The sequence below is a fragment of the Acinetobacter sp. TR3 genome (assembly GCF_027105055.1).
GTDB lineage: Bacteria > Pseudomonadota > Gammaproteobacteria > Pseudomonadales > Moraxellaceae > Acinetobacter.
The window spans coordinates 2600953-2624552 of sequence record NZ_CP114264.1; the positions used below are offsets into that span (position 1 = coordinate 2600953).

The window sequence follows — 23600 nt, forward strand, 5'->3', positions numbered from 1 at the left end:
TAGTTCAAAGGATTGAATATGACATTTCATCACGGTGTAACAGGAAATGAACCAAGTTCAGGACTTGTATATGTAAAAGAGACTGCGACTGCAGTCATCGGTTTAGTCGCATTTGCAGATGATGCAGATCCAGACTTTTTCCCAGCGAATACACCAGTTCGTCTCGGTAATATGAATGCTGGAATTGCAAAAGCTGGATATGAGGGGAATTTACGTCGAACTCTTGAGACTTTTCAAGCGATCGTCAATACAACTGTTGTCGTTGTTCGTATTCCAGATCCATTCACAATTGATGGCGATGAAATCTCATTAGATGATAGTAAAGTTATTGGCAGCACACTGCCTTCAGGTCAACGTACAGGCATTCAAGCACTTTTAACAGCGAAGTCTATTCTTGGCATTACGCCAAAAATTAACATTGCTCCAGATGTCGAAACGCCAGATGTAGTTCAAGCATTAATTTCAGTGAATAAAAAGTTGCGTGGCTTTAGCTATGTAACCCCACGTGATGCAAATGGAAACATTCTTGCAACGAAGGAAGCAGCTGTAGCTTATCGTGACTCTTTGGGTGAACGTGAATTAATGATTCTTTACCCTGAACTAATTAGTGGCAATGTATTGCTTGGAGTTGAAGACTCGGGGGAGTAATTCCCCCCATGGCTATAAGCTGTGAGGGGGCAACAAACGTAATGAATTTTAGTTACATCGCAGGTAACTGGAACATTTTTGTTGATGATATGGAGATACCTGTAGCGACTGGGAGTATTGGTCCTGCTTTAAGTCAAGTTTTGACCCAATACGGCAGCAAGCTAACTGGTGACTATGATGGGGTCATGACTATTCAGAATATTGATAATATTCCTCATCGAATAAAATTGGTTCCTGTTTCTGCTACAAGTTTTACTGCAAATACTGAAGAGAACCCAACATTCCTAGAACATAATGATGGAAGCTTAACATTCTGTTTAGCTTCAATTGATCAGGATCTATATACACCAGCAGTTCTTGCATTAAATCCTGTCGCTTATTACTTGATGGATGAAACTGAAGGTTCAGTTCTTAATGATTCTTCAGGTTCAGTTCTTAATGGAGAGATTCAAAAAACATCATTAATCAACTATCGAGGCGACATTTTAAGAAAAGGTTCAAAAGGTGGATTAGGTTTTAATCTAAGTTCAGCATCAGGAACAGCTCAATGCTATGTAAGTGATACAGTTGCAGGCGATACCTTTCGAAAATTAGCTGGTAATGGTAAGTCTTGTACAATCGCATTTTGGTGTAAACCAATAAGTGCAAAGCAATATAACTGGCTAGTTACATACGTATTAAACTCAACAATGGGTTACAACAACTTTAGATTGATCGCGTACGGAAATGACCCACTACTAGCGCACTCACCAGAAAGTGAGAATCAAACTTTTTCCGAAAATTTTGGACAAATGGTTGGAAAATCTAATTTTATTGTTTGGCGGAAAAATGCTGATGAAAACACATACTCGCTAACAGTTAATGGTGTGGTGAATACAGTTCATGGTGAATCATCGCCAGAACAAGTTGGTGAAGGTTTCTTTTTCCCAATGTCAAATGACTATAGCAGCTATGGATTGCGTGGTTATATGTCTGATATGTCAGTTTTCGACTATGCACTAACAGATGCACAAATCGCTAACTTGTACTCAAATGGAATGATCATTTAGATCTAATTAGTAACAAGGAGAAGGCTTATGCCTGAAGTTACACCAAAGCCAATTTATGGAGATGGCATCCTAAATGCTGCTGCTGTAGCAGCTGCAACCCGTGCCCATCTTGATAAAACAATCGGTTGGCATAAATCAATTTCAAACGTTGTTCTTATCGGCCCAACTGGTATTAGCCAAGTTGTCACATGGGATTTAGAAGATCCAGATACAGATGCTGGATATCTAAATAGTCATGAAATCACGACGATGATCCAACATAACGGTATCCGCTTCTGGGGCAACCGTACTCCTTCAGCAGACCCAAATTTTGCTTTTGAAGTTTTCGTTCGTACAGCTCAAGTGATTAAAGATAGCATCATCGAAGCATGCTTCCCTTTTATTGATCAAGTGCTTACACCATTTTTGGCAAAAGACATCATCGATTCAATCGATGCATTCTTACGTCGACTCTCAACAGGTAAAGAACGTCGTTTAATGGGCGGATCTGTTTGGTTCGATCCATCATTAAACCCTACTGAAAGTTTAATGAACGGAATGCTGTGCATTGACTATGACTACACGCCGATTCCACCTTTGGAGAACTTAAAATTGAATCAACGTATTACAGGCCGTTTTATGATTGATTTCAGTAAATTAATCACTGGTTCGGGCATTGAGGAGGCTGCATAAATGCTACCACGTACGCTTTATAACTTTAACGTCTTTACAAATTCAGTATCTTGGGCTGGTATTGCTTCAGAAGTAACACTGCCAAAAATTACAAAGAAAACTGAAGACCACCGTGCTGCTGGCATGATCGGTGATGTTGCCTTAACACTAGGCTATGAAAAAATGGAATGTGAAATCACATACGCTGGTTTCGATCCACTTCAGTATAGCCAACTGGGGATTTGTGGTGCTTCAGATCTGCCGATTCGATTTGTTGGTATCTACGAACGACAAGATACGTGCACAAAACAAAATGTAGAGATTTACATGCGAGGAAATGCGCATGAGTTTGATCCAGGCAATACCAAAAATGGCGAAAAAACTGAACATAAAATTAAATATGGAGTCAGCTATTATCGTCTCGAAGTCGATGGTCAAGTTACTTGTGAACTCGATTTCATCAATGGCATTGAACGATTTGGCGATAATGACTTAGGTCAACAACTCAAAAACTTACTTGGCTTGTAATCACAAGCCAACTTTTACTTTATTTTTTTTCTAAGGATAGAAAAATGGAAAAGACAAAAACTCAAATCGAAAACGCACGAGCGATCGAAAACCCAAATCATCGTTCAGTAACACTAGATCAACCGATTGACCGTGCTGGCACAATCATCACATCTGTTTCAATCATTAAACCGCTATCTGGAACGCTGCGAGGTCTAAGCCTTCAATCTGTATTGCAATGGGATGTGGACACTCTATTTAAACTTTTACCACGTATCACCCACCCATCACTAAATGAAACCGAGCTTAACAATCTCGAAGTGTCTGACTTAACAGCACTCACACTGGAAGTGACAAATTTTTTGCTGAGTGCAAAACAAAAATCCCAACTTCCGTCGACGATGTAATCGCCGATTTAGCAGTAACGTTTTATTGGATGCCTGTTCCTGTAGATCAACTTGACCTTCAGGAACTAATGCAATGGCATGAACGTGCAAGGATTCGCACACAAGCCGAGCAAGACTAAGGATAGTCATGAGCCAACTTAATTTAAGTGCTGTATTACAAATTGTGGATGAAGCTACACGTCCACTAAAGCAAATACAAAACCAATCAGAACTCAATAACGATAGTATTGAAAAGTTGACTCATACTATCAAGCAACTCAATCAAACGATGAGCTCTGGTCGGAACAATCAATACAACAATTCACTGCGACAACAACGCAGTGAATTTCAGCTTGTTAAAACAGCAGCCACACTTGTTAATAATGAATATCAGCGTATAACCAGAACGTTGGCTACACTCCACCAGAAAACACAACAGGTCAACAATAGTTTAAAAGAACATCGTGCAACTCTACGCCAAGATGCAAAAAGTATGGCAATTGGTGCAATTGGTGCTGGATATGCAGCTTCTATTCCATTAAAAGCCTTTGCAGATGCCGAAGATGCATCTATGAAGCTCAAAGTCTCTATGATGGATACCAGTGGGCAAGTTGCATCCGAGTTCAAACAAATTAATGAACTCGCAACTAAACTCGGATCACGATTACCAGGCACTAATGCCGATTTCCAATTGATGATGGCAACGCTAGTCCAACAAGGTATTAGCTTTAAATCAATTCTGGGAGGGACTGGAGAAGCAGCTGGTAATTTAGCAGTACTTCTCAAAATGCCATTCGATCAAGCAGCCGAATTTGCAGCAAAAATGCAAGATGCAACACAAACTGCCGAAAAAGACATGCTCAGTTTAATGGATACAATCCAGCGCACATCATACTTAGGTGTCGATCCAAGCAATATGTTAGGTGGTTTTGCTAAGTTAGGAGCTGGCATGAAAACCATCAAGCAACTTGGTTTAGAGGGTGCAAATGCAATGGCACCGCTTTTAGTCATGGCAGATCAAAGTGGTATGTCAGATTTAAGTAGTGCTGGAAATGCCCTTAGTAAAACATTCAAAGCCATGCTTGATCAGGGAAAAATCGACAAAGCACTCGCTGGCACAAAACTAAAAATGGATTTTAGTGATGGCAAAGGTGAATTTGGCGGTCTCGACAAAATGTTCAAAGAGTTGGAGAAATTAAAGAATTTCTCAACCCAAGACAGACTACCGATCATCTCTGATATTTTTGGTAATGATGCAGAAAATATCCAAATTCTGAACTTGTTGATTGACAAAGGACAGGCTGGTTATAACGACACTATTGCAAAGATGAAACGTCAGGCTAACTTGCAGACTCGTATCAATGCACAGTTAAGTACACTGACAAATCTATGGGATCAAGCCAAAGGTGCTGGCACAAATGCAATGGTATCTATTGTTGAAGCCATCGCTCCAGACATCAAAGAAGTGGTCAATCGTATTAGTGAAATTGCAGAAAAAGTTAGCACATGGGCTAAAGCAAATCCTGAATTAATCAGGCAGATTGCCAACATTATCAAAAAGCTAATTATTCTAAAATTAGCAACAATGGGAATAAGCTACACATTCAGTTTAATGTTTAGTGGAATATTTGCAATCATTCTAGGCATCACCAAACTGGGTGTTGCATTCTTTGTGTTGAATGCAATTGCAGATAAATTTGGTGTGAAATTACCAACAAAGTTCAGAGCTTACTGGACAGCAATCAAATACCTAACACGTCATATTTTTATTTTAATTCGCAGTGCATTTCCATTACTTGGTGTTGCAATTCGATTACTCGTCATGTCGCTTTTAACAAATCCATTCACACTTTGGATTGCTGGACTAGCGATTGTAATACGTCTGATCTATCAATTTAGACAGCCTATTGGTGCATTCATCACAGGTTTTGTACAAGGCTTTCAAGATGGTTTTGCAACAACGCAGCAAATCATTTCTGATTTTTGGGAGACTTTGAAAGCAAAATTTACTCCATTGCAAACACTTGTAAACTGGCTCAGTGAAGCATTTACAACATTCAAAGGTGTCATCAATGAAATTCTAACACCGATGCAAGCAACAAATGAGCAGCTTAATAACGCAAACAACTACGGTCATACAATGGGGATGTGGCTCAGCATCGTTGTTGCAGCATTAATTGCAATGAAAACAGCACTCACAGCCGTTGCAGCAGTACAAAGCATCTTGGTCTTTTTAAATGCTCTAAGAATCGTTTTTATTGGCAATGCTATCGCAGCATGGGCTTTTGTCGCACCATTTGCGCCGATTCTACTTGCGATTGGATTGCTTGCCGTTGCAGCATTCCTAATCATTAAAAATTGGCAACCAATCTCTGCTTTCTTTCAGAACTTGTGGGCAGGAATCAAAGAACGGTTTACTGGTGCAATTGATGCAATCAAATCAAAACTACAAGAATGGGGAACAGCTTTTAGTAATTTCTTCACATCAAAAATTCAAGCTGCGATTGAGAAGATCAATCTGTTGATCGGACTGGCAAACAAAATACCTGGTATCAATATTCCACAAATTTCGAATATTAATACCACAAATACAAGTAATGCTGGAACAACACAGACTAAGCCTTTAAAAGCACAAGTCATTCCACCGCTAAAAGCTGCTGGAGCTGCTGCTGCACCTGTAACTAACCATTTTGCAGCACCCAATATCACCATCACAGGCGTAACAGATCCGAAGCAAGTCGGACAAATCGTTGAGCAAAAACTGAAACTACAACAAAGTGCTCAAGCAGCTGCTCAACGACGAACATTCAGTGATAGAACGTAAGGACTAAAAAATGTTAATGGCATTAGGACAATTCCTGTTTACGACTGACGTTCTCAGCTTTGATGCACTACAACGTCAACGCCAATGGAAATATGCAAGCAATCAAGTCGCTAGAGGACGAGATGCTGTGCAATTTATGGGTGTGGGTGATGACGTTGTCACGCTGAAAGGAAAAATCTATGAAGAACACGGCTTTGGTAAACGACAAAGCATTGATGAATTGGCAGCGATGGCAGATCAAGGTCATGGTTATGTTTTGATAGATGGCAGCGGTTATATTTATGGTGTCTACAAAATTGATTCTATTGACGAAGACAAAGACACCTTTATCGATGTCGGTGTTTCCCGAAAAATTGACTTCAGTATCAAACTAACACATACGGATGATCAACCATGAGAACACCAATCTGCATACTAACAGCCAACGACAAGCCATTAAATGCACTTATTACAGCTCGAATCATATCTGTCAAAGTCACAGATAATCGTGCGGATGAAGCAGATCAGTTAGAAATATCACTCGATGACAGTGATGGCGCATTAGACTTTCCAAAACGAGGGGTAAAAATCAACTGTAAATTCGGGTGGCGTGGACATTCCATGCATGACAAAGGCGATTTTATTGTTGATGAATGTGGCTGGGGTGGGCCTGCTGATACACTGACTATTCGAGCTTCAGCAGCAAATTTTAAAAGCAACATCAAGACTGAAAAAAGCAAATCATTTCATCAAAAAAAATTAGGTGAAATTGCAAAAAGTATTGCTAGTGCAAATAATCTCAAACTCAATATAAATAATGAGCTTGCAAAAATTAACATTCAGCACATTGATCAAACCAATGAATCAGACTTGAACTTTCTCAGACGTTTGGCACAACAAAATGGTGCTGAAATGACAGTTAAGAAGGGACAACTACTTATATTCAAAGCAGGTTCAGGACTAACCGCTTCAGGAAAGAAACTTCCCAGCATCACAATCACTAAAAATGATGGTGATCAATATGATTACAGTGAGGAAGATAGAGATAGCGACTATACAGGCGTTTCAGCACGTTATACAGATCATGGAAAAGCAACAAAAAAACGAGTCACTTCAGGAAATCCAGAAGTGAAAGGCGGTGGTGATGATGCAAATACAAAGACAAAAGTATTAAAAGGAACATTTGCATCGAAAGATGAAGCACAGCGAGCAGCTGACGCAGAAATGTCAAAGAAACAACGCCAGAAAGCAAAATTTACTTTCAATACAGCATACGGTATTCCAGAAGTTTCAACTGAAACCCCTGTTACTTTACTTGGTTTCAAAAAACAGATAGATCAGCTTAAATGGATCGTTTCTAAAGCAACACATGATTACAGCTCAAGTGGATTCAAAACTGACCTTGAACTTGAAGCCAGCGTTTAAGTTTTAGCTTTGCTTTGCTCAAGCTTATCAGCATCAATAATTAGTTGGTTGATGGTCTCACTAGGTCGACCAGATTGCCCCATCAATCGTATGAGAGCTGCTCTAGATTCATCGCTAAGATAGACTTGAATACGTTTATTTAAAATCACTTTTTCATCTTTCATAAAACTCTCCAGTACGGAACGCAAAAAACCCACTTCCGTGGGTTATTTCTAAATTAATCTATTGGTCTAAAAACTGAATAATCTTGATTAGCTCATTATTAACATGTGTAAAACAAATTTCGTGAGCTTTACAGTGATGCTCGCATTCTTCAATTTCACTAACTAATTTTTTAATATCTTCTAGTTTATCATTAATACGTTTAACTTGATTTTTAACAATAATAGTTGATTCTGACATCTTAAATCTCCTACGCATCTAGGCGTTTTTGGTTGATTTACAAGGCTTTGCATTATTGCTTACCGTGAACACATATTCGCTCTGTACGTGAACAAAAGCAAGTTCTATTTAAAATAAATGATAATAAAAAACCCCTTTCGGGGTTTTATTTAATACTCTTTATTATTTCTAAAATACTCATCAGCCACTTTAACTAATTTTTTAATTTCACTATTCTGATAGCCTGAATTCATGTTTTGAACTTCTCTTAATATACTTTGCAAAGCACAAACTCCTTCTTTCGCTTCTCTACAATCAATATCTGTTGCAATTACGGCATCTTCAAACAAGTTATTTAACTCTGGAATAATATTTTTTGATTCATCGTTAAGTTTTTTAAACTTATCTCTGATCTCCATTAAATTATCTAACTGATCATAAATTTTTTCTAAGTTATTTAACATCTTAAATCTCCTACGCATCTAGGCGTTTTTGGTTGATTTTCAAAGGCTTGCACTATTGCTTACCGTGAACACATATTCGCTCCATTCAAGATTGAAAGCAAGCTCTATTTAAAATAAATGATAATAAAAAACCCCTTTCGGGGTTTTATTTTATATATCTATTATATCATTTAATGTTTCCTTATCTCGCTCAACTTGCTTAATAAGATCATTCCATTCTGAATAATATGTGTTATCTCCTAAATCTAATAATCTATCTAAGATACTTACAGCATTTTCTACTTCAACTCGTTTCTCTTTAATCATTCGTTTAAATGCGTGCTGAGCTTCATCTAAAAATGATATTGAGCCTACAAGCTCCTCAGTTATATCATCAGATATATCATTTAAATCACTTAAAGCTGAGTCAATTTCGTTTTTGATTTCGATTAATTCACGTAATACTGACATTCTAAAATTCCCTACGCATCTAGGCGTTTTTGGTTAATTTTCAAAGGTTTGCGTTATTGCTTACCGTGAACACATATTCGCTCTGTGTGCGAACGAAAGCAAGCGAATTATTATATTTTTCTATAAAAAAATTAATAAAAAAAGCCCATATAAATATGAGCTTTTTTCAAAATAAATCTTGCATTTTATTATAGGTGCACCTATAATATGATTATCAAGTGAGGTACTTGATAGACAACCTAGCAGTCTTAGATGCTAGTAACTCTTGGAGAGATGAGATGGGAACTTTAGTAAAAATCATCATCATCATCCTCTTAGTGTTGATCAGCAGATCAGCTAACTAAGAGAACGGGTTAGGTAGTTACAGCTACCTAGCCTCTCCAAGTTAAATCAATTTTAGAACATTATTTGGTACGAAGCAACAGAGGTATATATGGCTAAAACTCCTACGCAATTACAGAAAGAAAGTGATACAAAACGAGGTCTAAAACCCAAAGGCTACAAACTCAAGGAGACACTTATTGATGATATAAGTAAGTATTCAAAAGAGTTTGATATGTCACAAGGTGACTTAATTGAAGCAGCTATAAAGCTTTATGTAGAACATAGAAAAGGGAATCATAACTGATTCCCTTTTTTGTTAAGTAATTGTTTTATATCATTAGCTCATTATGAAACGATCAATGAGATCATAGTGAACTGATCAAATGAGTCAAAAAGAACTTTTCTTCTATAATAGAAATAATGAATAGAATAATAAATATATTAGTCTCGAAATATATAAATTTAAAAAATAAAAAAAGCACTTAAATAAGTGCTTTTAATACCATCTAATCAACGATCTATTTTCAATACACACATACCACCGATACAATTTGACACCGATGCTCTATAGCCTTTCAGCGTCACAGTTTCACCATCACCGCCAGCTGTGACCTTATCAACCAATTGAACAGCTTCATCACCAAGCAATGAATTAGCTAGACGCTGGGCAATTCTGACGCTCTCAGCACTTTTAACCTTTGCTGACTCGGTATCATTTGCAACAATCCAGCCAATGATAATCTCATCTTTGCTCAATTCTAATTGAGTACCGAAATCTGCAAATTTATAAATCTTTTTAGGCTTATTATTTGAATCTGTGCTGTCTATAGTTTTAAGCACTGGAACTCCAGCACTATTAATAATTTCCTTATCGCTATGTATATCAACCTGTTTAAATGACTCTTCTTTATTTTCAATTGGTGATACTTCAATAACGCCATCATGTTGAGTAACTTTTGTATTTTCATCAGAAAACTGCTCAGCATTGACTTGAGGATTGGACTGATCTGAACAACCAATAAACAAAAAAATGCAAAAAACTGGAAAAATTAATCTATTCATTTTCTTTAACCTATTAATAAAAATACTAAATTTTATTGTTTTTATATTCTCTCATCTTGTTATTGACTTAACAACTCAACAAAGTTACATTGTTAACAGCTTAACAAAAAAGGTTAAGTGCAGGCGTGGAAACCTGAAAATTACAAACAGGCGCATAAAAGTCCGCCATTGGGCTATTTTTTTGCGTAGAATTCGGCTTATGCCTTTTTTGGCAGGCTGAATAGGGTGCTCTTCGGAGCAGCCGTAACTGTTTGTACGGTAAATTTCCACCCCTATTCAGTCTGTCACCATCATTGTGGAAAGTGGTGGTGTCAGGTTTAAAAACTTGTCAAACAGGACAAAGCTATGAACATACGTTCTCTTGGTGCGAACACACGCACGTCTCAATCTCAAATTATCGAACACACACCAGTACACGATCCAGTCGCCTATCAGCTTCGCCAGAAGCAACTTCTCAATCGAAAAAAATTATTAGATACATTGGGTTTTCTAGCCTTCGTATTCACGGCACTTATCCTTTTAAAAGTATAAGGGTCTGCTCATGGCTAAAAATAACTTACTTCTAGAAATAGAAAATGAGTTCAATATGATTGCCTCGCCTACGCTTGCAAAAGCGTATGGCATGGCAGCAGCGACCTTTATTCAAAAGCTTCATTACATCTTGCTCAATCAAGCTAAAGTCGAACACAACAAGAAAAAATATTGGTATCACACCCTAGATGAATGGGTGAAATGCATCGGCTTTTATAGTGTTTCTACGATTAAAAGAGTCATTAAAAAGCTTGAAGTGGAAGGCATTCTGATTATTCAAAAACTAAATGACTGTAAGTGGACACGTACCAACTATTACAGCATCGACTATAAAAAGCTTCAGCAAATTTTTGCACCACAAGTAACTGAAGACATACCAAAGCAACCACCAGCCAAAGTTGCCAAAGAGCCACTTCCAGCACCAATAACACCTGAAAAAACCATCACTGGAGCTGCTCAACCACAACATGCTCCAGCTGCTGAAGCAGATCTATTGCACTACCCACTCGAATACCAACGTTTCTATAAATCACTACGACAAGCAAAGCTAGATATCGCTTTAGATGACCCACGGATTAAGCAATGGATAAAGCATTCTGCTAATGTAATTCGACAAATCTATTACGTGCGACAAGGCAGCATAACGCCAGCGTACTGGCATACGCCTGAACAATTAAAAATTATATTTATGGATGATAAACAATGAAAAATGATATTAATAAGATTCAATTCAATGTTTTTAAAGGAAAACTTACTAGATTTAGGTTTGCAAATGATTCAAAACGAAGAATTGGAATGACAGCTAGAAATCTTTACATAATGTTACAGTGCGATATAACATACAAACAATTCTGTATGAGCATAAAAGAATCACATTTACGCATTGATACTGACTACCAGTTCACGGATAAAAACGTACTTTTAAGCCTAAGTTCAGTGCAAGCGATCCTTGTTATGAGCAATTCAGAATTAAGCTGGCAGCTACATCATGCCCTTACCGACCTCATACATAACGGTTTTTCAGATTTGAATTAAGGGGTAACAATGGACATCGATTTACAACTAAGCCAACTTGTGGGTCAGTTAAATTTATTGGTGGATCTTACTGAAGATGCAAATGGTCAGCTAACGACTAGCTCCCGTGCATTGGCATCGACATTCCAAAACCTTTTACAGCAAGTTGAGAATATTAATCAGCAATATCAGAAGGAAATGAGGAAGCGAAACTCTGCGCCATCGTAAACAGCGCTTCGCGCTGGTTGACGTTAGTTTGCTTATATAACGCCAGCCAGTCTTTATCTCGTTGTGTTAAATGGTTAGCTGAATCACTGTTCTTCCCAGACAATATAAAAATCACATCAAAACCTAGTCCGAGCAATTTTTGTAAGTCATCAATTTTCATCATTCTTTTATCGTTTTCATAACGATAAACCGTTTGTTTGTCTAAATCGAGTTTTTCAGCCAATTCTAATTGTGTGAACCCGAACCTCAATCGCTCTTTTCCTAAACGAGAGCCGATACTATCGTTATTTTCTATATCCATTTAGTCTATTACCACTATGTTAAAATAGTCCAAATGGACTATTATTAAATCTAACAAGTTAACATCTCAACATATTAACAAAGTTAATTTTCCAAACACAGCTATAAAGCTGTAATTCTCATAGGAGTCGTCGACCATGACAACACTAGCACCTTCAGACGAAAAAAGAGTGCAGATTAGCTTCCGTGCACCTGAATCTCGTCGTAAACAAATCCGTATTGAAGCAGCACTTGTGGGACTAAACCCTAACGAATGGTTAGATCGTTTAGTCGTCAGAGAGCTAGAAGATTTGGATAAGAAAAAACCGAAAAATCAGGAAGCGCAATAATCGCATAAAAACCATAAATAAAAGCAAAGTCATCAAACAAATTTATAACTTCAAGCGGTACAAGAAATATGGGTAAGCGGTCTCAGGAAGTGCATGTCAAGGATGACAAATTAATTTGTAGTACATGCAATACACCTCTCCAGCTGCACGGAAGCGCAGCGATAAAGAATGAAGATCATCAATTCATTAGCGAATGTACCACTTGTAAGACTGTTATTCGCTTGAAGATTGAGGTCGTCAGAGTATTCAGCAAAAAGGCGGTGCTAGTGCTATGAGTAGATCTATTGGTATTTATTGCCCACATTGTGGCACACGTATGTACGTCAATGGACGTAAACAACCCTCTCCTGTTTTACATAAACTTGTTGTTTCATGCAAAAACCAACGCTGTTTAGCAAGTTACAACGCACACGTTGAAATTGTATCAGCGATACAAAAAAGCTTAACCCCTTCAGATGAAGTCAGTTCGATCCAAAACTTACACCCATGGTTCAAAGAGCTTGAGTTCCTTGTACAAAGTATTGAAGTCAATCCAAGTGCAGCAAAAGATTCAATTGGTCATATCAAAGGCTTTATTCAAGCACTACAGATTTGCAGCTTGATCGATCTATCAGAAGCACAGCGATATACACGACGAATTAACAATCTTTCACTATTTCCAACGGATATGACTCAATGAGCATTCAACAAAAAATTGATAGGCATCTAAATGACATCTTTCAGTTCAAGCTTGTAAAAGGTTGGTATCGTGAAGGTAGATGTCCACAATGCAACAAAAAATCTTGCTATACCCATGCTGAAAAACCACGCATCATTAAATGTAACCACCAAAATAATTGTGGTTACGAAGAGCACGTAAAAGAAATTTGTGCAGACTTATTTAAAGACTGGACAGCGGAATTCCCTAAAACGAAGGAAAATCCAACCGCCAGTGCCGATGCATACTTGGTTGAAGCACGAGGCTTGGACATTACAAAACTCAAAGGCATGTACACCCAAGAGATATTTAACAACGACAAAAAATATCCTGGTCAATACAGTGCCACAGTCCGTTTTAAACTCGCAGGGGCTGACAATGTTTATTGGGAACGCTTGATTGACCGTACCGAACGCTTTGGCAGTCAAAAAGCTAATATCATCAATAAATTCACAGGACTTTATTGGACCTATCACCAAAAATTTGATGACCTTTGTATCAGCAAGGAAGTATGGCTACCTGAAGGGATTTTTAACAGCATTGCACTCAGCTTTAATAATATTGTCAGTGCAGCAACCATCTCATCAAATAACTATCCAACTAAGCTCCTCGAGCAGATCAAACAACGTTGTGAAGTGCTTCAAGTTCCCCTCCCAACACTGGTATGGGCATTTGACAATGATGACGCAGGCAGAAAGGCAACTCGTAAATTTCACGACCGTGCAGTCGAAGATGGCTGGGACTCAACCGCAGCATTCCCAATACTTGCAAAAGATTCTGACCTTGACTGGAACGACTTACACGAACGTGGGCTTTTGACTGAAGCGGATGACCTTAAACGCTACCGCCATTTTGGACAGCTCCATATTGCAAAAAGTGAATATGAAGCGGCTCACCTCATTTACAACTACCACAACCAAAAGAAAAATACCTTCAGCTTTACACACCAATATCAAACCTATTGGTTCAGTTTAGACAATGATAAATATCAAAAAGAATATGACGTTCAACTACAGATAAAAGACTCAGCAAAAGAAGCAGAAGAAGAGGCACTGAAACAAGCAGGCAAAGTTGAACTGGTCTGTAAAGCCATCATCAAAGGGCTCTACTTTCAACGCAACACAATTACTGACGAATCATGGTACTACTTCAAGATCATTGATGGCATTAGTGATCCAGTCAATGCCACATTTACCACTGAACAATTCACATCAAAACAAAACTTTACCAACCGTCTACTCAATATTAGCAAAGGGGCTTGGTGGCTTGGTAATGACAAACAGCTTCAAACCATCATGCTCCGTGAAACGGATAAACGATATATCAAAGAAGTTAAAACCATTGATTTTATTGGCTATAGCAAAGAATACCGTGCCTATATTTTCAATAAACATGCTGTTTATAAAGGGAAAGTTATCCACATTAATGATCAGGATTTCTACAGAACAGGCAAAGTCGACGTAAAAACTTTATCAAACAGTCCAGTTGTACAATTGAATCCTGAACCATTCCAACCAACTTGGTGGCAAGACTTTTACCAAATTAACCGAGAAAAAGGACTGATTTTATTGGCATGGTGGACTGGATCATTTTTTGCAGAGCAGATCCGTGAAAAACACTATTCATACCCTTTTATGGAATATGTTGGTCAAGCTGGTGCTGGTAAATCATCTTTAATTGATTTTTTCTGGAAACTATCAGCACGAGTTGGCGCAAAAGAAGGTATCAATCCGAACAGCTCCTCTCCAGCAGCGATTCACCGTTCAATGGCACAGGTTTCTAATTTACCTGTGGTATTTATTGAGGGTGACCGCAAAACAGACCAAAAACAAGCAAAGCAGAAGTTTGATTGGGACGAACTTAAAGATGCATTCAATGGACAGAACATTCGCTCACGTGGTCTAAAAACATCAGGCAACGATACCTATGAGCCACCATTTCGTGGTGCGATCTTGATCAGCCAAAACGATCCAATTAATGCGACTGAAGCAATTCTCAGCCGTACATTACATATCTATGTTGATATGCAAGGGCATACATATGAAAAGAAACTGATTGCAAACCGTTTATATGGGATCGAATTTTCAGAAGCTGCAAAATACATGACGCATTGTCTAAAACAAGAAGACAATATTTTAAAAACGTTTTTTGAGAAGTTCGGAGAAATCGAAAAGGAATTTCACCAAAGTGGCATTTCACATACTCGTATTGCCCTATGTCATGCACAGATCTCAGCGATGATCGACGCACTCGCAGCGCATGTTTTAAAAGACACAATTGATCTAGAAGAAATATGCGATGCCAAACGCATGCTTGAAGAAATGGCACGTTCACGCATGAATGACTTATCAGATGATCATGTTCAAGTGAAGCAGTTCTGGGAAGTTTACGAATACTTAAATGGTATCAAACGCAACGCCAATTTCTCACTCAACCATCACAACCATAACGATCCGAACATTGCGATCAATTTAAACGAAATCTACAAAGCAGCATCAATGAATTATCAGGCATTACCTGACATTAACGACATGCGCACTCTGCTCAAATCAAGCAAAAAATACAAATTCATAGAGATGAATAAACAAGTTCGCTCAACCAGTTTCCCTGTTGATGAAGGCAAAAATGTAAGTGCCGACATCGCAACACCACGCAACGTCAAATGCTGGATTTTCAGCAATCCTAACCAGTTCAAACCACAGTAGAGGAATTTATGAATCAATCTTGTAATGATGGTCGCAACATAACTGAAGCTATTCTTCAGGTTCATGTATGTATTGCTACTTTAAAACAGCACAAAACAAAACAAGTCACAAAAGAGGCAAAAAAAGTTTTAACAGTAATTCGAAAAAACCTGAATTGGGAAAACTCCCCAGAACTGAGTCAGAAAGTCCATTTGTTACAAGGCATGCTTTATAAAGCAGTTTGATCACTAGCACACATACAGAAGCTGTCACTTCTGTATGTGTCACACAATCACAACGGAGCGCAATTATGCAAAACGATTCTACAGTAGAAACAGAACAAGCGGAAATCCCTGTCCATTTACAGTGCGAACCACGTACTTTTAAGGTCACTTATGACAAATTCAGCGATGTATGTGAACTGGAATTCACCATCATCATTAAATGTACTGACGAAATGCTCCATGAACACAATAATTTTTGGGCTGGTTATAACGATCGACTAAATGAAAATAATGGAGATATTGTCGCTGTCATGCTGAAAATGATAGCTAGAGATGTCTTTTATGCCTGTTATGAAGACAAAGCAAATGTAGGTATACCACCATATAAATGGGGAATAAATACTATTTTTCAGGAGGAAGGTTGGGATTGCAACAGTTTTGAAATAACCAAACTTCATTTTGAAAGTTATGTAAATGGCGATGATTTTGAAATCACACCTATTTCGGTTGAGGGATAAATCATGAATGTATCTACTAAAATTCGTGCAGACTATTCATCAGACATAGCTAAATTCGTAAAAAATGGCGGTGTAATTCATAAAGCAGTTAATACGAACAAATGTGAATTTAATCATTTTAATGCAGATAAGGCTGCAAAAAATGCAGAAAAGCCCAATAGTTTTCAAAATTCAATACTGCGTAAACGTGCAGAAAAGGAATCAAAAAAAAGTTATGTACCAATTGCAGCTTGCCGATCTTGCCTAACATCAGAGCGATCAGTTAAGTCAAATGCCTGTTTAGAATGTGATAGAAGAAGATTTAGAGCAAAAACACAGTTCAATGAAACCAAACTAAGTCAAATTATTGAATACCTTTATCAAACTAAACAATCAATCCTATTTAAAAAAGATGGGAAGACTTTTATTTTAAAAATTGAAGAACAAGGAGAGCCATCACAATGAATATGGCCGTATCAAATTTTAAAAAATCGGGTCGACCAATTAAGTTAAAAAGCACATATGGACCGTGGTGGGATTCTGAATTAATCGTTTTAGAAAGCATGCTAGAAGAGCATAAAACATTTACAGAAATTGCAGATGTGCTTGATTGCACACCTCATCGAGTACGACAAAAAGTTGAAATTCTAAAATCAAAAGGTCTACCACCAACAAAAGGTGGGCGACCTCGCCATCAATTCCGTCGTACTAGAGGCAGTTGGTGGGACTGTGAAGTAACAGTTTTAAAAGCGATGCTTCAGGATAAATTCAAAGTTCCATACATTTCTGAAGTACTGGATCGAGATACAAATTGTGTGCATACAAAAATTAAATACTTACAAATGAAGGGTGAACTATGAGAGGCGTAAATAAAGTTATTTTAGTCGGTTCTCTTGGTGCAGATCCGCAGAAAAAAGGTTTTCCAAATGGCGGATCATATGCCCAATTTTCAATAGCAACATCTGAAAGTTGGCAAGATAAGCAAACTGGGGAATGGAAAGAAAATACAGAATGGCATCGCATTGTTGCCAACGGGAGATTGGGCGATATCGCTGCACAATATCTAAAAAAAGGTTCAAAAGTTTATGTCGAGGGTTCTCTCCGAACACGATTGTGGAAAGACCAGAATAATGTTGAACGCTATATCACTGAAGTGAAGCTCAACAGCATGCAGATGCTCGACTCAGCCCCACAAGCAAACCCATATTAAGTGAGAATAATGAAAATGAACTTCGAACAAGTTGTGATTGCACGTGAAGCAATAACCGATAAACACGGTGCAGAAAAACCAGTTAAAAATGTCCAGGACTCTATGATTTGCCCAATTTGCAAAACTGGGGAGCTAAATTACAAAATTATGAGTTATAACGGGCACATACATGCCAGATGTACAACCGAAAATTGTGTCTGCTGGATGGAATAATTATGAGTTCAATCATTTTTGATACCGAAACAAATAAGCTACACGGTGACATCATCCAAGCTGCTTACATCAATATTCAAATTGATGATGGTGAGGTCAGCAATAGTGGTTCATTTATGCTGCAAAACTTCAAACCGAACGAAGCCATTGATTTCGAAGCAATGGCAGTTCACAACATCATCGCGGACGATCTTAAAGATTGCCCATCATTTACACAATGCTGCATCCCAAAAGTTGAGTATGTGATCGGACATTCTATCGATTACGACATGGAAGCTTTACAGCGAGCTGGTCAATTTGAACCGTTTATGAAACGTATATGTACACTTGCGATCATGCGTTACCTATATCCACAATTGAAGAGTCATAAGCTCGGAGTACTGTGCTATCAATTTTCTGAAAATTTGTCTGAAACAAGGGAGTTAAATAAATATAGTCACAATGCACTTACAGACTGCTATTTAACACAAGTTATTGTCGAGAATATCGTTAAAACTCAAGCTATTAAAACGATTGATGAGCTACACCAACTTTCAGAAAAGGCACGGTACCCTACTCATTTTTATTGGGGAAAATTTAAAGGTAGGAAAATTTCGGATATTGATTCAGTAGATTTAATCGAGATACTAAACAAAGAAAGCGATCGTTATGTATTAACGGCCATCGAAGAAGAGTTATATATTCGAGACCAATTGGAGCTTAAATTAGGATGACTGACTTAGCAATATTGGAAAAATTCTTCCTAAAAATGATGAAAAAAGTCGAGGAAAAACCAATTGTCCCGATGGAATATCAGCTTTGGGACGAACATGACATCGCTGCATATTTTAAATACTCATTGGAATATGCAAAACGTCACATCATTAGCAACGACAAATTTCCACCGAGTCGGGATTTACCTACTTCAGCTACGAACGATCGTACGGTACCACGCTGGAAAGCTATGGACGTGATCAAATTTGCAATGGCGTTTGATAAAAACACGCTGACATACCATTAAAAAAAGCCACCGAAAGGTGGCTTTTTTATTATTCCAATATTTTATTCTGAGTCTGATCCAGCTCGTCTACAATCTCATCATTGGTTGGGTTGTAATAAACAAGTGCAAACTTAGGGTCTTTCCAGCCGAACACTTTGCAAAGCGTTAATGCATTCTTTAAACGTCGAGCCATCAGAGATGCAGCTTCATGACGTGAATCATGGAAAGTGAGATCCACGCCATCCAGTCCAGCCTGTTTTCTTGCTTTTCTAAACAATGCATCTCTAGAGGAATCGCTGACTGTAAAAACTTTTGGAGATGCTTTTCGATCAATCTTCATAGCCAAAGTCCAAAGCTCAACAGCAAACGTATCTAATGGGACTTTACGTACGGTGCCATTCTTTGTATCGGGTAAAATGACCAGCCTCTTAGCCAGAAGTACTTCCCTCGGCAAACGATTTACAATTTCGCCAGATCTCATACCAGTTGCCAATGCTATCAGCCAAATTAATGCGACTTCCTGCATTTTTGTCTGTGGAATTGCACCAGGTATATATTTTAATGCAGCCAACATCTTTTCAATTTCAAGCTGCTCGATACGACGTTCACGATTTACAGGCTTCGGAGGCAATTTAACTTCAGAAACAAGATTATGTTGAATCCACTTTTTCTCTCTGCACCATGAAAAAAATGAAGACAACAAGGAAAAGTCTCGTCTAACAGTACTTGGCTTTAACGGTTTTATCGACCGCTTCATTACTTCGTCACGATAATCAGCTAAAAATTCGGACTTGTATTTCACTAACGGCCAATCAATATTTTTCAAAGTATTTTTGAAATACTCGATACGTTGTTTTTCTTTTTTTCCTGTTTTTTTATGTGCTGAGACTTCATTAGAATAACGAGTCAATGCTTCAGATAATGTAAGTACGACATCGGATCTCAATGCAGCTAAAGTCTGATTATTTAAAATAATGTCACGTTCAATTTGCTTCGCCCAATTCTTAGCAGCAAATTCACTTTGATGAACTTTGGTTTTACGAACATCGTCGACCTTTACTTCAGCTCGCCATTTCCCATTTTTAAGTTGATAAACAGACCTATACATACATACAAAACCAGTGTGGGGCGTGTGGGCATCGTGTGGGTGGGTATCCACAAAAATACCTAAAAATACTTAAAAAAAACGTAAACGTCAGAAACGACAAAGCCCCAAGTTCTTGTTTTATAAGAACTTGGGGCTTTGAGATAATCTGTTTAAGCTATCTAATGGTCCCGAGGGTCGGACTCGAACCGACACGTCATCTCTGACAGCGGATTTTGAGTCCGCCGCGTCTACCAATTTCACCACCTCGGGAAGAGTGCGATGCTTTGTGTTGCGTATCATAACCTGTTTGATTTTATTGTCAAACACTAACTATCGCTTATTGCTCACTTTTAAATCACTCAGATATTTTTCTGCTTATAAACACGTGAACTCAGCGATAAAATACAAAAAAGACTATACTACACCCAATTTTTTGCAATGTTTTAGATGTATGCAACTCTCCGACTTTTCATTTGATCTTCCTGATGAACTTATTGCTCGCTACCCACTAGATAGTCGTAGCGCATCTCGCCTACTCCATATTGATACTCAAGGTCAATATCACGATTATGTTTTCACTGATATTCTTGATTTACTAGAAGAAGGTGACTTGCTTGTACTAAATGATACTAAAGTCATGAAAGCACGATTAAAAGGCAAACGCGCTACAGGTGGCGCAATCGAAGTACTGGTTGAGCGCATGCTGGACACCCACACCGCACATTGCCATATCAAATCAAGCAATTCGCCTAAAGCAGGTGCAGAATTATATATCGGTGAAGATGCCGTTCCTGTCACCGTACAAGGTCGCCATGAAAATCTGTTTGTCGTAAAGTTTTCACAACCAATTTTGTCGGTACTGGATCAATACGGTCAACTCCCTATTCCACCATATTTCAATCGTGAAGCCGAAGAAATTGATACTGAGCGTTATCAAACTGTATTTCATGATCCTGAAAAAATTGCCAGTGTTGCTGCCCCGACTGCAAGCTTACATTTCGACCAAGACTTATTAGAAAAGTTAGCCGCTAAAGGCGTGCAAAAAACGTTTGTGACTTTGCATGTGGGCGCAGGAACTTTTATGCCTGTTCGTACCACGGACATTAGCAACCACATTATGCACAGTGAATGGTGTGACGTACCACAAGCCACGATTGATCTCATCTTAGAGACCAAGGCACGTGGTAATAAAGTGATTGCGGTGGGAACAACTGCGACCCGTGCCTTAGAGAGTGCTGCACAGGCCAATCAAGGACAAATTGCAGCTTGGACAGGTGATACGCAAATCTTTATTTATCCAGGTTATCAATTCTGTATCGTAGATCGTTTAATTACTAATTTCCATTTACCAGAATCAACTTTGCTGATGCTAGTTTCTGCATTATCAAATCGAGACCACATTTTAGCGGCTTATCAACATGCTGTTGAACAACGCTATCGTTTCTTTAGCTATGGTGATGCTATGCTAGTGGATAAATTAAACAACTGATTTAAATAGAACAATGCCGATCGATACTGTAGAACAAGCCTTACATATAAGACGAAAAAAAAATGCGCAGGTTTTCCGCAATATTGCTCGGCTTTGGGATATAGGGCAAAAATCACATAGTGATCAAGATTTGCTGGATGCTTTACATCCGTGGCGTGATGATCATAGCTTATGCTTTTTTAATGTATTGCCTTTTATTTTAGGCATTGTGAGCGTCTGCATATTAGTATTTGGCTATTTTTTTCACCCACATATTCAGTATATCTTTAGCCTTCTCGCTGCCTTTTTGACTGGCTTTTTAGCGTATTTACTGTATGAGCCGAAAGAGCCACTCACACAGGTCATTACATATCTCGAACAACGCATGACCGTCTTACGCTATGGTCTGCAATTTCAACAGCTACCCGCTTATTTACCCATTCAAGCACAACCATTATTGGTGATCAGTAAATTAAAGCAATTCTTTCCATTGTTTAATCGTGGCACTGAATCTAACGAAATCACCCAATTTGCTTCAACTACATGGCATGATGGTACGACAGAACATCAAGTTTTATTGTTTCAATATCACTATGTCAGTGAACTACCCATTTTTCAGGAAGAAAATAGCAATCAGAAAATTGCCAAAGAAATTCACAAAGATCTATGGGGCGCTTTTATTTTTCAAATACCTGCTTCAGGAATCGCAGTCAGCAATAAACGTTCACGTTTTTTTGAACCATATACCAGTTCATGGCAAAGCAGCGATATTTTAATTAATCAAGAATTGAATATTTTTGGGGTCGATCAACATCAGTTGGCAAAAGAAATTAGCCCGAGTTTGACCTTAAAGCTACATGATTTTTTTCAACATTTTACTGGTGATTTAATTTATCATCATGAAGAGCAAATTTTGTGTTACCTCGGCGAACAAAACCTTTTCCAAACCGCCAGTAAACGTAGTGAAATCCATGATATTTCAGCATTACGTGGACATTTACGTACCATGACCATGCCGCAATATCAAAAGTTTCAACAGCTCATGCTGAATTTAATTAGCTAATCATTTAGCGATAACAATAAGGGGAATAGCGATGACAGGTTTACTGATTTTTTTGGGAATTTTTGTGGTGCTGATCGTATGGGGCGTTTCTATTCGCAACAACATCGTACGGTATTTTAATGCCACCAAACGGGCATGGTCAGAAGTTGCTAACTTTGAGCGTCAAAAAGTAAAGACTTTAGAGGCATTGGAAGCAACATTAGATCAATATACTCAGTTTGAAAAATCAACTTTGGAAAAAGTAACTGAATTACGCCAACAAATTCTGAATCTGAATGTCAATGATACCGATATTTCTCAATTACAACAGATTGAGAAAATGAGTAAGGAACTGATTCGTAGCCTCAATGTAGTGGTGGAAAACTATCCTGAACTGAAAGCTGATGCACTGTATAGCAAAATGATGGATGATATTCAGGAGCAAAACGAAAATGTTGGTGCAGCAATCACGATCTTTAACCGCAATGTTGAGTTATTTAATAACCAAATCGAAGTATTCCCAAATAACTTGATTAACACCCTAACCTTATCTAAAAAAGCCATTCGCCCATTTAAGGATAATCTTGCAACTGAAAATTTTGACTATAAACCGAATTTTTAAATATCAAACAAAGCCCTCCTCTTATCGTCATAAGGTATTCGCTATCGTGAAGCGGCATGGATGCCGCTGGTAGGGCTGCGGTATATGGATATACCGTCAGCCCTACAAAGGATTTTTGTTACTTTTCATCCTTGAAAAGTAAGGTCTACCTATACAAAAGATATCTTTTCTTGGAAAAATATTGAGGTTATGCCTTTTTTTAATTATCGGAAAGAAAATTAAAATTTTATCAATTTCATCTCTCGCTACATTTAGTAGTAGAACTACACGCCATAATCAAGGAAAATAGCCGCTTTTGATCAGCGAACTGTTTTTTCGCCTTGAT

Annotated in this window: 33 protein-coding genes and 1 tRNA gene; 26 read left to right on the top strand and 8 right to left on the bottom strand. The window is 38.0% G+C overall.

Features of this window, described 5'->3' with window-relative positions:
* Window positions 1–18: 18 nt before the first annotated feature.
* From O1449_RS12305 to O1449_RS12345, 9 genes are read left to right on the top strand one after another with little or no spacing between them, the layout of a single operon-like run.
* Window positions 19–648, top strand: a complete 630-nt coding sequence (locus tag O1449_RS12305; protein WP_269228739.1) for a hypothetical protein — start codon at window positions 19–21, stop codon at window positions 646–648.
* 8 nt (window positions 649–656) lie between these two features.
* Window positions 657–1697, top strand: coding sequence for a LamG-like jellyroll fold domain-containing protein (locus O1449_RS12310; RefSeq protein ID WP_269228740.1), 1041 nt, complete (start codon window positions 657–659; stop codon window positions 1695–1697).
* Between the two features lie 27 nt (window positions 1698–1724).
* A complete protein-coding gene (locus tag O1449_RS12315) occupies window positions 1725–2369 on the top strand; it encodes a phage tail sheath C-terminal domain-containing protein (protein ID WP_269228741.1) in 645 nt (214 codons plus the stop codon).
* Window positions 2370–2876 carry a phage major tail tube protein gene (locus O1449_RS12320; protein ID WP_269228742.1) on the top strand — a complete coding sequence of 169 codons (507 nt, stop codon included), beginning with the start codon at window positions 2370–2372 and terminating at the stop codon, window positions 2874–2876. It begins immediately after the preceding gene.
* Window positions 2877–2920: 44 nt separating this feature from the next.
* A complete protein-coding gene (locus tag O1449_RS12325; RefSeq protein WP_269228743.1) occupies window positions 2921–3262 on the top strand; it encodes a phage tail assembly protein in 342 nt (113 codons plus the stop codon).
* On the top strand, window positions 3262–3381 hold the full coding sequence (locus tag O1449_RS12330) for a GpE family phage tail protein (protein ID WP_269239714.1): 120 nt from the start codon (window positions 3262–3264) through the stop codon (window positions 3379–3381). The genes O1449_RS12325 and O1449_RS12330 overlap by 1 nt, the downstream gene beginning before the upstream one ends.
* Before the next feature lie 8 nt (window positions 3382–3389).
* Window positions 3390–6065: a phage tail tape measure protein gene (locus O1449_RS12335; RefSeq protein ID WP_269228745.1), complete on the top strand. Its 2676-nt coding sequence runs from the start codon at window positions 3390–3392 to the stop codon at window positions 6063–6065.
* A 10-nt stretch (window positions 6066–6075) separates the two neighbouring features.
* Complete coding sequence (locus O1449_RS12340) at window positions 6076–6462, top strand: phage tail protein (RefSeq protein WP_269228746.1); 387 nt, start codon at window positions 6076–6078, stop codon at window positions 6460–6462.
* Window positions 6459–7469, top strand: a complete 1011-nt coding sequence (locus O1449_RS12345; protein WP_269228747.1) for a contractile injection system protein, VgrG/Pvc8 family — start codon at window positions 6459–6461, stop codon at window positions 7467–7469. Before O1449_RS12340 ends, O1449_RS12345 begins: the two co-directional genes overlap by 4 nt.
* On the opposite strand, the gene O1449_RS12350 is transcribed toward O1449_RS12345, so the two are convergent.
* The 4 genes from O1449_RS12350 to O1449_RS12365 all read right to left on the bottom strand — a co-directional run bounded on the left by O1449_RS12350 (window position 7466) and on the right by O1449_RS12365 (window position 8764).
* The gene (locus tag O1449_RS12350) at window positions 7466–7633 is read right to left on the bottom strand and encodes a hypothetical protein (protein ID WP_269228748.1); all 168 of its coding nucleotides are present in this window, start codon (window positions 7631–7633) and stop codon (window positions 7466–7468) included. The genes O1449_RS12345 and O1449_RS12350 overlap by 4 nt on opposite strands.
* Before the next feature lie 58 nt (window positions 7634–7691).
* Window positions 7692–7871 carry a hypothetical protein gene (locus O1449_RS12355; protein WP_269228749.1) on the bottom strand — a complete coding sequence of 60 codons (180 nt, stop codon included), beginning with the start codon at window positions 7869–7871 and terminating at the stop codon, window positions 7692–7694.
* 149 nt (window positions 7872–8020) lie between these two features.
* Window positions 8021–8314 carry a hypothetical protein gene (locus O1449_RS12360; protein WP_269228750.1) on the bottom strand — a complete coding sequence of 98 codons (294 nt, stop codon included), beginning with the start codon at window positions 8312–8314 and terminating at the stop codon, window positions 8021–8023.
* A gap of 150 nt (window positions 8315–8464) precedes the next feature.
* Window positions 8465–8764, bottom strand: coding sequence for a hypothetical protein (locus tag O1449_RS12365; protein ID WP_269228751.1), 300 nt, complete (start codon window positions 8762–8764; stop codon window positions 8465–8467).
* 433 nt (window positions 8765–9197) lie between these two features.
* On the opposite strand from O1449_RS12365, the gene O1449_RS12370 reads away from it, so the two are divergent.
* Window positions 9198–9392 (top strand): hypothetical protein, encoded by a 195-nt coding sequence (locus O1449_RS12370; protein WP_269228752.1) that lies wholly within the window; start codon window positions 9198–9200, stop codon window positions 9390–9392.
* 206 nt (window positions 9393–9598) lie between these two features.
* On the opposite strand, the gene O1449_RS12375 is transcribed toward O1449_RS12370, so the two are convergent.
* A complete protein-coding gene (locus O1449_RS12375) occupies window positions 9599–10150 on the bottom strand; it encodes a hypothetical protein (RefSeq protein WP_269228753.1) in 552 nt (183 codons plus the stop codon).
* A gap of 345 nt (window positions 10151–10495) precedes the next feature.
* Here O1449_RS12375 and O1449_RS12380 point away from each other — a divergent pair, with 345 nt between their 5' ends.
* From O1449_RS12380 to O1449_RS12390, 3 genes are read left to right on the top strand one after another with little or no spacing between them, the layout of a single operon-like run.
* Window positions 10496–10681 (top strand): hypothetical protein, encoded by a 186-nt coding sequence (locus O1449_RS12380; protein WP_269228754.1) that lies wholly within the window; start codon window positions 10496–10498, stop codon window positions 10679–10681.
* Between the two features lie 10 nt (window positions 10682–10691).
* Window positions 10692–11387 carry a hypothetical protein gene (locus O1449_RS12385; RefSeq protein ID WP_269228755.1) on the top strand — a complete coding sequence of 232 codons (696 nt, stop codon included), beginning with the start codon at window positions 10692–10694 and terminating at the stop codon, window positions 11385–11387.
* A complete protein-coding gene (locus tag O1449_RS12390; protein WP_269228756.1) occupies window positions 11384–11716 on the top strand; it encodes a hypothetical protein in 333 nt (110 codons plus the stop codon). Before O1449_RS12385 ends, O1449_RS12390 begins: the two co-directional genes overlap by 4 nt.
* Before the next feature lie 154 nt (window positions 11717–11870).
* Here the strand turns inward: O1449_RS12390 and O1449_RS12395 are convergent, their stop codons facing one another.
* Window positions 11871–12224, bottom strand: coding sequence for a helix-turn-helix domain-containing protein (locus tag O1449_RS12395; RefSeq protein WP_269228758.1), 354 nt, complete (start codon window positions 12222–12224; stop codon window positions 11871–11873).
* Window positions 12225–12360: 136 nt separating this feature from the next.
* Between O1449_RS12395 and O1449_RS12400 the strand changes: the two genes are divergently transcribed.
* The 10 genes from O1449_RS12400 to O1449_RS12445 all read left to right on the top strand — a co-directional run bounded on the left by O1449_RS12400 (window position 12361) and on the right by O1449_RS12445 (window position 19077).
* On the top strand, window positions 12361–12552 hold the full coding sequence (locus O1449_RS12400) for a hypothetical protein (RefSeq protein WP_269228759.1): 192 nt from the start codon (window positions 12361–12363) through the stop codon (window positions 12550–12552).
* Between the two features lie 271 nt (window positions 12553–12823).
* Window positions 12824–13231 (top strand): ogr/Delta-like zinc finger family protein, encoded by a 408-nt coding sequence (locus O1449_RS12405; RefSeq protein ID WP_269228760.1) that lies wholly within the window; start codon window positions 12824–12826, stop codon window positions 13229–13231.
* The gene (locus tag O1449_RS12410) at window positions 13228–15954 is read left to right on the top strand and encodes a toprim domain-containing protein (protein ID WP_269228761.1); all 2727 of its coding nucleotides are present in this window, start codon (window positions 13228–13230) and stop codon (window positions 15952–15954) included. The genes O1449_RS12405 and O1449_RS12410 overlap by 4 nt, the downstream gene beginning before the upstream one ends.
* 8 nt (window positions 15955–15962) lie before the next feature.
* Window positions 15963–16178 carry a hypothetical protein gene (locus O1449_RS12415; protein WP_269228762.1) on the top strand — a complete coding sequence of 72 codons (216 nt, stop codon included), beginning with the start codon at window positions 15963–15965 and terminating at the stop codon, window positions 16176–16178.
* A gap of 65 nt (window positions 16179–16243) precedes the next feature.
* Window positions 16244–16675: a DUF2528 family protein gene (locus O1449_RS12420; RefSeq protein WP_269228763.1), complete on the top strand. Its 432-nt coding sequence runs from the start codon at window positions 16244–16246 to the stop codon at window positions 16673–16675.
* 3 nt (window positions 16676–16678) lie between these two features.
* A complete protein-coding gene (locus O1449_RS12425; protein ID WP_269228764.1) occupies window positions 16679–17119 on the top strand; it encodes a hypothetical protein in 441 nt (146 codons plus the stop codon).
* Window positions 17116–17514 (top strand): hypothetical protein, encoded by a 399-nt coding sequence (locus tag O1449_RS12430; protein ID WP_269228765.1) that lies wholly within the window; start codon window positions 17116–17118, stop codon window positions 17512–17514. Before O1449_RS12425 ends, O1449_RS12430 begins: the two co-directional genes overlap by 4 nt.
* Window positions 17511–17864: a single-stranded DNA-binding protein gene (ssb, locus tag O1449_RS12435; RefSeq protein WP_269228766.1), complete on the top strand. Its 354-nt coding sequence runs from the start codon at window positions 17511–17513 to the stop codon at window positions 17862–17864. The genes O1449_RS12430 and ssb overlap by 4 nt, the downstream gene beginning before the upstream one ends.
* Window positions 17865–18079: 215 nt before the next feature.
* Window positions 18080–18790, top strand: coding sequence for a 3'-5' exonuclease (locus tag O1449_RS12440; protein WP_269228767.1), 711 nt, complete (start codon window positions 18080–18082; stop codon window positions 18788–18790).
* Window positions 18787–19077, top strand: coding sequence for a hypothetical protein (locus tag O1449_RS12445; protein ID WP_269228768.1), 291 nt, complete (start codon window positions 18787–18789; stop codon window positions 19075–19077). Before O1449_RS12440 ends, O1449_RS12445 begins: the two co-directional genes overlap by 4 nt.
* A 28-nt stretch (window positions 19078–19105) precedes the next feature.
* Here O1449_RS12445 and O1449_RS12450 read toward each other — a convergent pair whose 3' ends face one another.
* Window positions 19106–20164: a tyrosine-type recombinase/integrase gene (locus O1449_RS12450; protein ID WP_269228769.1), complete on the bottom strand. Its 1059-nt coding sequence runs from the start codon at window positions 20162–20164 to the stop codon at window positions 19106–19108.
* Window positions 20165–20326: 162 nt separating this feature from the next.
* Window positions 20327–20413: transfer RNA gene (locus tag O1449_RS12455), tRNA-Leu, on the bottom strand.
* A gap of 181 nt (window positions 20414–20594) precedes the next feature.
* Between O1449_RS12455 and queA the strand changes: the two genes are divergently transcribed.
* The 3 genes from queA to O1449_RS12470 are packed head-to-tail and all read left to right on the top strand — an operon-like array spanning window position 20595 to window position 23275.
* On the top strand, window positions 20595–21632 hold the full coding sequence (gene queA / locus O1449_RS12460; RefSeq protein WP_269238471.1) for a tRNA preQ1(34) S-adenosylmethionine ribosyltransferase-isomerase QueA: 1038 nt from the start codon (window positions 20595–20597) through the stop codon (window positions 21630–21632).
* Between the two features lie 13 nt (window positions 21633–21645).
* Entirely contained in the window at window positions 21646–22674 is a 1029-nt protein-coding gene (locus O1449_RS12465) for a hypothetical protein (RefSeq protein ID WP_269238472.1), read from the top strand.
* A gap of 31 nt (window positions 22675–22705) precedes the next feature.
* Window positions 22706–23275, top strand: coding sequence for a LemA family protein (locus O1449_RS12470; protein ID WP_005193124.1), 570 nt, complete (start codon window positions 22706–22708; stop codon window positions 23273–23275).
* The last annotated feature ends 325 nt before the right edge of the window (window positions 23276–23600 follow it).